Here is a 6,218-nt window from a genome sequence, read left to right on the forward strand (position 1 = left end):
AGTGTAGTGGCACACTAAATTTGGCCACCTGATTAGAGGTGTTATCATACACCTCATAGATGATTAGGTGACACTATGAATAAGAAAACCAGACCTACTTTTAGCGCTGAATTTCGTCTTGAAGCGGCCCAGTTAGTAGTTGACCAGGGTTATACCGTTTCCAAGGCAGCCGATGTAATGAATGTCGGTAAATCGACCATGGATAAATGGGTGCGACAGTTACGGGATGAGCGCGCAGGTAACAGCCCTAAAGCCTCACCGATGACGCCAGACCAGATTAAAATCCGTGAGTTAGAGAAGAAAATCAAACGGATAGAGCTGGAGAAAGAAATCTTAAAAAAGGCTACCGCTCTCTTGATGTCGGACTCGCTGAACACTTCTCGATAATCGAGAGCCTCAAGCGGAGCTATGCCGTGACCTTACTCTGTGAGGTCTTTAACGTTCATCGCAGCAGTTATAAAGCGTGGTCGTCGCGTCGTGGCCAGATTAATCCACAGCGCGTGATTGAACAAAGCAAAGTACGCGAGCTGTTTAACGCCAGTAACAGTTCAGCAGGCGCTCGCAGCCTTGCTGATATGGCAACGGCTCAAGGCGTTAAGCTATCACGTTATCGTGCTGGAAAGCTGATGCAGCAGCTGGATTTAGTCAGCTGCCAACTGCCAAGTCATGCTTATAAAAAGGCCGTAAAAGAGCATGTGGACATCCCAAATCATCTGGCGCGGCAATTCGCTGTTACTGCACCAAATCAGGTTTGGTGTGGCGATGTAACGTATATCTGGAGTGGTAACCGATGGGCCTATCTGGCTGTTGTGATTGATTTATTTGCGCGTAAACCGATTGGCTGGGCGATGTCATACTCACCCGACAGTGAACTGACCGGCAAAGCCCTTAGTATGGCCTGGGAGGTACGAGGCAAACCTAAGGATGTCATGTTCCATAGTGATCAGGGCAGTCATTACACAAGCCGGAAATACAGACAGTTGCTGTGGCGATTTCAAATTAAACAAAGTATGAGTCGGCGTGGTAACTGTTGGGACAATAGCCCGATGGAACGCTTCTTCCGGAGCCTTAAAACGGAATGGGTACCGGTAACAGGTTATGGCTCGCTAATTGAGGCAACCGCGTCTGTGGTGAGCTATATCACTGGCTATTACAGCCAACTGAGGCCGCATCAGTATAACGGCGGTTTAACACCAAATGAGTCAGAGAAAAGATACTGGCTTTACTATAAAACCGTGGCCAATTTTACTTGACCACTACAGAGGAGTTAACAAAATTTGTCAGCCTGTAACGGCTTTGGCCAAAGCTGAACTATAGAAGGACTGTGATTTATAAAGTACGATGCATGTGTACCGTCTTCTTAAACCCTATGCTGTATCACCTGAAAACGACAATAATAAGGTATTTACAATGACAAAGAGCAAACAGCTATACCTCTTAGCATTACTTGTATCTGGTTTATCCACCCAAGCTTTCGCCCAGGAATCACCGACAGTTGAAGTAAGCACCAACGGTTTTATAAACGATTATGTCAGCGACATCACCAATGTTGTTTGTCCTTTTAAAAATGAAATCGATTATGAGCCAGCCAGAGTGCGTTGCGGCTTTATTACGGTACCGGAAAACAGAGAGCTGCCCGATAGTCGTTTACTTCGGGTAATTTTCACCCATATTGTTGCCGAGGCGAGTCTTGATAGTGACCAGGATGACAAATCAGCCAAAGAGGATGAGGAAGTACTTGAGGCAAGAGCAGACCCCATTATCTACCTTAGCGGCGGGCCCGGAGCAGGTGTAGAATTTTATGTAAAACGCTTTTTAAAACATGACTTAACCAAAACCCGGGATTTATACATTCTTAATCAACGCGGTATAGGCGATTCAGAAGAGCTTTGTCCATATTATGATGCCACCAGCCGCGAACTGGTGCTCGCTGATAATCTAAAAGCGCAGGAAATTGAAAATGCGCAGCGAATGAAGGCATGTTTTGCAGCGGCTACCAACCGGGGTGTCGATTTAAGCGCCTACAATACGGTTGAGAATGCCAGAGATGTGCGCGCACTTCGCCAGGCTTTAGGGTTCGATTCGTGGAATGTGTGGGGCATTAGCTACGGCAGTCATTTAGGCCAAATGTTAGTTAATGTAGACCCTGAAGGCATCCGGGCTTTGGTGCTCGATGCCATTGTACCTAATGACCTGGGCGATTTAATGCGCATTCACCGCTGGGTTGCGCGCAACCATAAAAATGTATTTACAGAATGTGAGCGGCAAGGCGCCTCAATTTGTGACGGCTTAGAACAGGCGTTTTACGCTGCGGGTAATGCCCTGATTGCTAACCCTGTTATGGTAGATGCGTTTGACAAAGAGCTGTTTCCAGCGGGTAAAGCGCATGTGCCGGCGTTAATTGCCGCTTTTGCACCCTTCTCTATGCTGTATGAACAAGACACTTACCCCGCTATTCCAGCGGTTATGCGTGGTTTAGTCAATATAATTAACAGCAGGGACGACGAAGTATTTCAGGCCTTAGCAAATGGCGAAGGAGGATTTTCCCGCAGTTCTGGCCTGGGTATGGGCAGCGCGATACGTTGCAACGATGGTTACATGGCTGCCGAAGCCAGTATTGCTGCAGAAGACTTACAAGAAGATTTTGGTTTTACTGAGGGCGCATTTTCAGTCGGGGGTTCGCAATTAATGGCCGACGCCTGCGTTGAGGCAGGTTTAGCACCGCGAGATCGTAAGGACTATCAACTTATTCAAAGCAATATTCCAACATTGGTGGTTAACGGCGATTGGGATCCAATCACCCCGCCAGCGCTGGCTGAGCGAATTGCACCAGGCTTTAGCAACGGCCGCTTAATCATCGTGCCTTACGCCGGCCACGGCCCTACTCGTTCCATGTCTGAATGTGCATCGCAAGTGCTCACTGACTTTTTCGACGACCCAGGCCAAAATCTTGCTGAATTAGATGCATCTTGCCTTGAAGAAGGTGCAGAGCCACCAGAGTTTTTGGATTACCTGCAAACGGATATCCATTTAAAGCTGGCAGCACGCGCCATGGATGAGCCAAAGAACGTCATTGTCCCCGGCTTGCTCGCGTCTACGCCTATCCTTATTTCCTTATTAGGTTTCATCATGATTTGCTGGGGTGCTATTACCAGACGCTTTAGCTCAAGCAATGTCGACGTGCCAGGCCTTGGCCCGCTAACTCCCCGGCTTATCGCTTTTATCACGACGCTTGTTTTACTAGTGGGTGTCGGGCTGATTGGGCTGGGTGTTCAAGCGGCAATTGAAATCAGCGAGGTTAGTCTTATTGCTGGTTTTGCGCCCCCTGCCGGTACTGGTGCATTACTGGTGCTGTTGGCTGGATTAATGGGTATAGCGACCCTTGTGCTCACGCTAAAAGCGCATAAAAACAGCCCCCTTAGAAAGCGGACCCGCATAGGCTTTGTACTTTTGGGCCTTTCTGCAATGTTACTGAGTGTTATCTTTGTTAGTTGGGGTATAACGCCGTGGTAGAACAGTAATTTTCTCAAAGTGTTGAGTTATAAAGCGTCACGGCGTCAGGTCTTGTTTGTTGCCTTTCTGGATTGGCAAAAAGCAAGACCTGACCCTACCCTTCAGGCTGCATGCGGTGATATATCTTTGCTGATTTGCTCACCACTTTGTTGCTCGGCCAGTTTAAGGTCATATATCGCCTGCAAGTTCAGCCAGCTTTGGGCATCGCCACCAAAATAACGAGCCAGGCGAAGTGCCGTGTCTGCAGTAACACCACGTTTTTCACGCACGATTTCATTGATCCGCGCTGGTGTTACCCGCAGTGCCTGCGCCAGAGCATTAGCACTCATATTTAGAGGTAGCAAATAATCTTCACGCAATACTTCACCTGGGTGTACTGCGCGCATGCCGTTTTTAAACATAACTCCCCCGTTAGTGATAATCGACAATTTCCACATCCCATGCATTCCCATCATGCCAACAGAAACACAACCGCCATTGCTCGTTAATACGAATACTATACTGCCCTGCCCGATCGCCTTTTAACGGTTCCAACCGGTTTCCGGGTGGGCTTCGCAAAAACTCTAGGGTTGTTGCAGCTTCTAACTGAGTTAACTTGCGCGTGGCAACTTTTACAATAGCGGACCACCGGCTGAATTTGCCGGTTTCAAACAGTTGTTGTGTATCCGCGCATTTGAAACTTTTAATCATACCAAATCATATATCGATAATCGATAAACTGCAAGACTTGACCCCGCAGCTCTTATTTCATCTTTATTCAACAAATCAAAATGTGTATCGCCAGAAACCAAAGTTTTACAACGCTAATTTATCTAACTCAGCTTTTAGATACTGCGCCAGCTCAAGCATGGCAAATTGCCCCGCCTTTGCCTCAGCGTCTGAATTGTAATTCGTATTGGTGTTCACATCATAAGCATAGCTGTTGCCGTCAGCATCCTGGATGGCCTCGATACCCGCAACCTGAATAGCGTTCTCTTTAAGAAACCTTTCATACTGTTCAATAAACGCCGGGCGATAATTTTGCAGTATTTCAAATTTAGCCTTGGGCTGCGCTGGTGTTTGGTCAGTGGGGCAAAACATGTCACCTATTGCGCAAGCATCTGCCGGGCAAAGTTCAAAACCCTCGGAGGTATCCACTTTAACCGCATACAAAAACTTGCCGCCAATAAATTCGTGCCGGATGATAAAGGGTTCGGTTGCCTTAATATATTGTTGAATCAGGGTAATACCATCAACCGGCGCATCAAAATTGGGACCTTCAAGATAGTCTTGTAGCGCCTGTACCGAGTGAAATAATTGCACGCCCTGGCCTTTGCCAGCACGATTATGCTTGGTTATAAATGAGCTCATGCCAAGCGCGTTTGCGGCTGCTATGATGTTTTTTTTACCTACTGCGGCAATGGTTTTCGGGGTCGCTATACCTGCTTTTTCTAAAGCTAAGTATTGATGTACTTTGCTGATCTCCAAACTCAATGCCCGACTGCCGTTGATCACTTTACGGCCATGATATTCCAACCATGCGATAACCGCGCCAGCCAGTTCAGGGGCAAAACGGTGATCTCTGGTATGTGAGGAGGCACTCATACGATTATAAAAAATGCCTTGCGGTGGCTCGCCCGATAAATCAATTGAGCCTTCATCTAAATGCCATAACTCATAAGGGTAATTTAATTCATCGAGCCTACGTTGTAAGTGAACCGTCCATTCATTGTTTTCGTGTAATACGTAAATCTTGCTCATTGTCTGTAGCCCTTATTTTACCGGGTGTATGGTGTTGTGAGTATATCGCCACTGGGTGAAGTATACCGTAACGCTCTCTTATCTGTCTGAGCGCTGACTGACAAATATCCAAGGAGTGTTTTGTGTTTAAACGGAAGTCCATAATCAGCTTCGCCCCTTTTTCCTTTCTCCTCTACTATACTCACGCATACCTAAATGCTGGCAATAATTAAAAAAATATGAAAAACATAAATTTAATCGTTCTCACAGTAATTTTGGTTGGTTGTGCTCAAAAGGAAGAAAAAACTGCAACGATGCTAACTTCAAGCATACAGGAACAACTTCAAATAACTGCTGAGGATCGCTTGGCCATTAAAAATATTATTGATATTCAATCAAAAAGTGGAAATTTTGAGGAGAGGGAAAAAATATGGTCGGAAGATGCTCGTTGGTTACAAGCGTTTGGCCGGGTATTTCACGGCAAGGATACGATAACGAGTTTTGAAAAAAGATTACATTCAAACGCAGGTTACGCTGCTTCATTTATAAGTGTTAGGCGTGATCCTGAAATAAAATTTTTAAGGCCTGACGTAGTTGTAGTTCATCAATATCACGAAAGGGAAGGACAAGTTATCAATGAAGTGGTAGCCCCAACAAGAAGAATAAATACAACTTATATCATAACTAAAGAAAACGGCACCTGGCTTCTTAGAGATAAAGTGTAAGCATCCCTTAAACTAGGTGCATTCCCGATTAGAGTTCTCCAGCGTAAACTACGTTTGAGGAGAACGGAAATGAAAAAGTCGCGTTACACAGAAACACAGATCGTCAAAATCTTAAAAGAGGTTGAAGCAGGCCGTTTGGTCAAAGAAGTTTGCCGGGAATACGGCATCTCTGACGCTACCTATTACAACTGGAAGGCCAAGTACGGCGGTATGGAAGCCTCGGACGTAAAACGTCTGAAAGACCTGGAAGAAGAGAACCGG

Annotated in this window: 7 protein-coding genes; 4 read left to right on the forward strand and 3 right to left on the reverse strand. The window is 46.1% G+C overall.

The window, feature by feature from the left end; all coding sequences use genetic code 11:
- Positions 1-75: 75 nt before the first annotated feature.
- Positions 76-1,253, forward strand: a protein-coding gene (locus H141_RS0119160) for an IS3 family transposase (protein ID WP_157610843.1) whose coding sequence is annotated in 2 segments (ribosomal slippage) — positions 76-343 and positions 343-1,253 — 1,179 coding nt in all. Because the reading frame shifts where the segments join, the coding sequence is not laid out codon by codon here.
- A 157-nt stretch (positions 1,254-1,410) separates the two neighbouring features.
- Positions 1,411-3,513, forward strand: coding sequence for an alpha/beta fold hydrolase (locus tag H141_RS0119165; RefSeq protein WP_019677888.1), 2,103 nt, complete (start codon positions 1,411-1,413; stop codon positions 3,511-3,513).
- Positions 3,514-3,614: 101 nt separating this feature from the next.
- Here the strand turns inward: H141_RS0119165 and H141_RS0119170 are convergent, their stop codons facing one another.
- The 3 genes from H141_RS0119170 to H141_RS0119180 form a co-directional block, all read right to left on the reverse strand.
- Entirely contained in the window at positions 3,615-3,914 is a 300-nt protein-coding gene (locus tag H141_RS0119170; protein WP_019677889.1) for a HigA family addiction module antitoxin, read from the reverse strand.
- 10 nt (positions 3,915-3,924) lie between these two features.
- Positions 3,925-4,203 (reverse strand): type II toxin-antitoxin system RelE/ParE family toxin, encoded by a 279-nt coding sequence (locus tag H141_RS0119175; RefSeq protein ID WP_019677890.1) that lies wholly within the window; start codon positions 4,201-4,203, stop codon positions 3,925-3,927.
- Positions 4,204-4,308: 105 nt separating this feature from the next.
- Complete coding sequence (locus H141_RS0119180) at positions 4,309-5,253, reverse strand: ATP-grasp domain-containing protein (RefSeq protein WP_019677891.1); 945 nt, start codon at positions 5,251-5,253, stop codon at positions 4,309-4,311.
- A 218-nt stretch (positions 5,254-5,471) separates the two neighbouring features.
- Between H141_RS0119180 and H141_RS0119185 the strand changes: the two genes are divergently transcribed.
- Positions 5,472-5,957, forward strand: a complete 486-nt coding sequence (locus H141_RS0119185; RefSeq protein WP_019677892.1) for a DUF4440 domain-containing protein — start codon at positions 5,472-5,474, stop codon at positions 5,955-5,957.
- Between the two features lie 69 nt (positions 5,958-6,026).
- Positions 6,027-6,218: transposase (locus H141_RS0119190; RefSeq protein ID WP_019677893.1), on the forward strand; the 192-nt coding region annotated here is incomplete at its 3' end.

It is taken from the genome of Arsukibacterium perlucidum DSM 18276 (assembly GCF_000382165.1).
Taxonomy (GTDB): Bacteria; Pseudomonadota; Gammaproteobacteria; order Enterobacterales; family Alteromonadaceae; genus Alishewanella; species Alishewanella perlucidum.

Coding starts and splice junctions, on each gene's coding strand:
- H141_RS0119185 (WP_019677892.1), top strand. CDS start 5,472: ATGAAAAACATAAATTTAATCGTTCTCACAGTAATTTTGGTTGGTTGT.
- H141_RS0119175 (WP_019677890.1), bottom strand. CDS start 4,203: ATGATTAAAAGTTTCAAATGCGCGGATACACAACAACTGTTTGAAACC.
- H141_RS0119170 (WP_019677889.1), bottom strand. CDS start 3,914: ATGTTTAAAAACGGCATGCGCGCAGTACACCCAGGTGAAGTATTGCGT.
- H141_RS0119165 (WP_019677888.1), top strand. CDS start 1,411: ATGACAAAGAGCAAACAGCTATACCTCTTAGCATTACTTGTATCTGGT.
- H141_RS0119180 (WP_019677891.1), bottom strand. CDS start 5,253: ATGAGCAAGATTTACGTATTACACGAAAACAATGAATGGACGGTTCAC.